We start from the raw sequence: 1,938 nt of genomic DNA, 5'->3' as shown, positions 1-1,938 counted from the left end.
ACCCGTGAGTCCCACGGACACCAGTGGGCCCCGGGGAGGAACGCCCCACCGGCCTCGTCCAGGTGCTCCTCGACATAGTCCATGTTGGCGTCACATACCTCGATCGCCATGTCGAAGAACCATATGGTGTCCGGATCGAGATGGAAGCTGTACTTCGGGTTGTAGGGCTTCGGCTGCTTCCTGATCCTCCCTACGACGTGCACCTTCTCCTTCTCCGTGCCGGAAATGATGTTGCGGGCATGAGTGATCTTTTCGGGGTCCGTGAGCTCGAAGACGAACTCCTGCCCCGGGCGCTCCGTGAACGCGAAATAGGCCATGAAAAACTCCTGTTCGTCCTGACGGCATGAATAAACCGAATGGCCCGTCACGGCACCGCCCGGCCGGTCGGCCGAGCCGATGTTGGCGGTCGCGACGCGCGTCCGTCAACACTCCCACAGGTACCGTGAGATCGGGCTGTCTCGTGCTCGGACGGCCCAGGCGACCAATCAGCCGAGCTCTGGGCACGCCATTCTCCAGCGGCGGTGGAAAATTGCGATGTGTTGTGCCACCGTGGCCGGTGCGACCGGATTCATCGACGGATCGGAACAGCACGGCCGCGCGCCAGATGCTCTGGCGGCACTACGACAGCGACAACAACGAGATCCAGCAGGACGATCACCACCGACGGGTTCCCGGAGCTCGACGGCGCGCCCGGCGGCACGCTCGACTCCTATCGGATCCTCGCCCACGCGCTGGAGGAGAACGGCGGCCGGGTGGAGCTGCGCCATCCCACGGTCTGCTTCGTCCCCTCGGTCAGCGCGGTCGCCGTCCGTGACCTCGACCGGCAGGCCAATCTGTACACGAACATCAACGATCTTCCGCCGGATGACAGCGAACTGGACGACTTCGTCTGCTCCACCACCAACACCGGCCACACGGCCATCACAGCGGAACTGTCCACCTGGCTCCTGGACCGTCTCCCGGACTGATCCCGCCCCACCCGACGACCACGGCGAGGCGCACACCCTTCCCGGCCGGCGTGCGCCCCACCGCCGTCCGCCGGAGCCCTCGGCGGACGGCGGTGAAATTAGCTATACTTCTAGCCATGTCGATCGTGGAACAGATGCCGCTGGCAGAGGTGAAGAACAGGCTCTCGGAGGTGGTGGACAGCGTCGAACGTGAGCACGGCCGTGTTGTGATCACCAGGCATGGCAGGCCTGCCGCGATCGTCATCAGTGTCGACGACCTGGAGTCACTGGAGGAAACCCTCGACGTCATGGCCAGCACCCGTCTGATGGCCGACATCCGGGAAGCCCTCGACGATCTCGAGGACGCGGGGGCGACCGTCCTGAGCAAGGAGGACGCGCTCCGCCTCGCGACCGGCCGGTGAGCGCCCCCTACGAGATCGCCTTCACCGCGCCCGCGCGGCGTGCCCTGCGCCGTCTGCCCGAGAAGGTCGCCACCGCCGTCGTCGAGTTCCTGTACGGATCACTGGCGGCCAACCCGCACCGTGTGGGTAAGCCGCTCCAGCTTCAACTCGCCGGTCTGTACAGCGCGCGACGCGGCGACTACCGCATTGTTTATCGGATCAACACCGACGACCACCACGTCGACATCGTCGCCATTGAGCACCGCGCCGACGTCTACCGGCCGCGAGGATAGACATGCCCCGCCGCCGGTCAGGGGGAGACGGCGAGACGGAGGCGGTCGCGGCGGCGGGCGAGCAGGCGGTCGGCGAGGGCGTCGGCGAGTTCGATGTCGTCCAGCGACGCGCGGGTGCGTTCCTGGACGTCGAGGAGCGCGGCGAGCAGTTCCGCGGACAGGCGGGTCCGGTCGGCCACCCGGGCCACGCTCGGCGGCAGCGGCCGAGGGGACGACGGCGGTGACCCGGCCCGGGACCCGGGCCCGGGGATAGGGGCCGACGGGCGGGGTGCGCGGGCGACAGGGACAGCGGCGACG

4 protein-coding genes and 1 pseudogene are annotated in these 1,938 nt (G+C 67.6%); 3 read left to right on the top strand and 2 right to left on the bottom strand.

What is annotated here, in order from left to right; all coding sequences use genetic code 11:
- The coding region (locus AC5LSR_RS02590) for a BP74-related protein (protein ID WP_250286580.1) at nt 1-317 on the bottom strand (317 nt) is incomplete at its 3' end.
- A gap of 219 nt (nt 318-536) precedes the next feature.
- Here AC5LSR_RS02590 and AC5LSR_RS02585 point away from each other — a divergent pair.
- From AC5LSR_RS02585 to AC5LSR_RS02575, 3 genes are all read left to right on the top strand, one after another.
- Entirely contained in the window at nt 537-968 is a 432-nt protein-coding gene (locus AC5LSR_RS02585; RefSeq protein WP_250286578.1) for a hypothetical protein, read from the top strand.
- Nucleotides 969-1,060: 92 nt separating this feature from the next.
- Nucleotides 1,061-1,369: a type II toxin-antitoxin system Phd/YefM family antitoxin gene (locus AC5LSR_RS02580; RefSeq protein ID WP_250286576.1), complete on the top strand. Its 309-nt coding sequence runs from the start codon at nt 1,061-1,063 to the stop codon at nt 1,367-1,369.
- Nucleotides 1,366-1,641 carry a type II toxin-antitoxin system RelE family toxin gene (locus AC5LSR_RS02575; RefSeq protein ID WP_250286575.1) on the top strand — a complete coding sequence of 92 codons (276 nt, stop codon included), beginning with the start codon at nt 1,366-1,368 and terminating at the stop codon, nt 1,639-1,641. The genes AC5LSR_RS02580 and AC5LSR_RS02575 overlap by 4 nt, the downstream gene beginning before the upstream one ends.
- A gap of 17 nt (nt 1,642-1,658) precedes the next feature.
- Here the strand turns inward: AC5LSR_RS02575 and AC5LSR_RS02570 are convergent.
- Nucleotides 1,659-1,938: pseudogene (locus AC5LSR_RS02570) on the bottom strand (hypothetical protein); the annotation flags it as partial.

Source organism: Protofrankia sp. CiP1_Cm_nod4, assembly GCF_982290645.1.
This window is presented reverse-complemented; position numbering and strand designations above follow the sequence as displayed.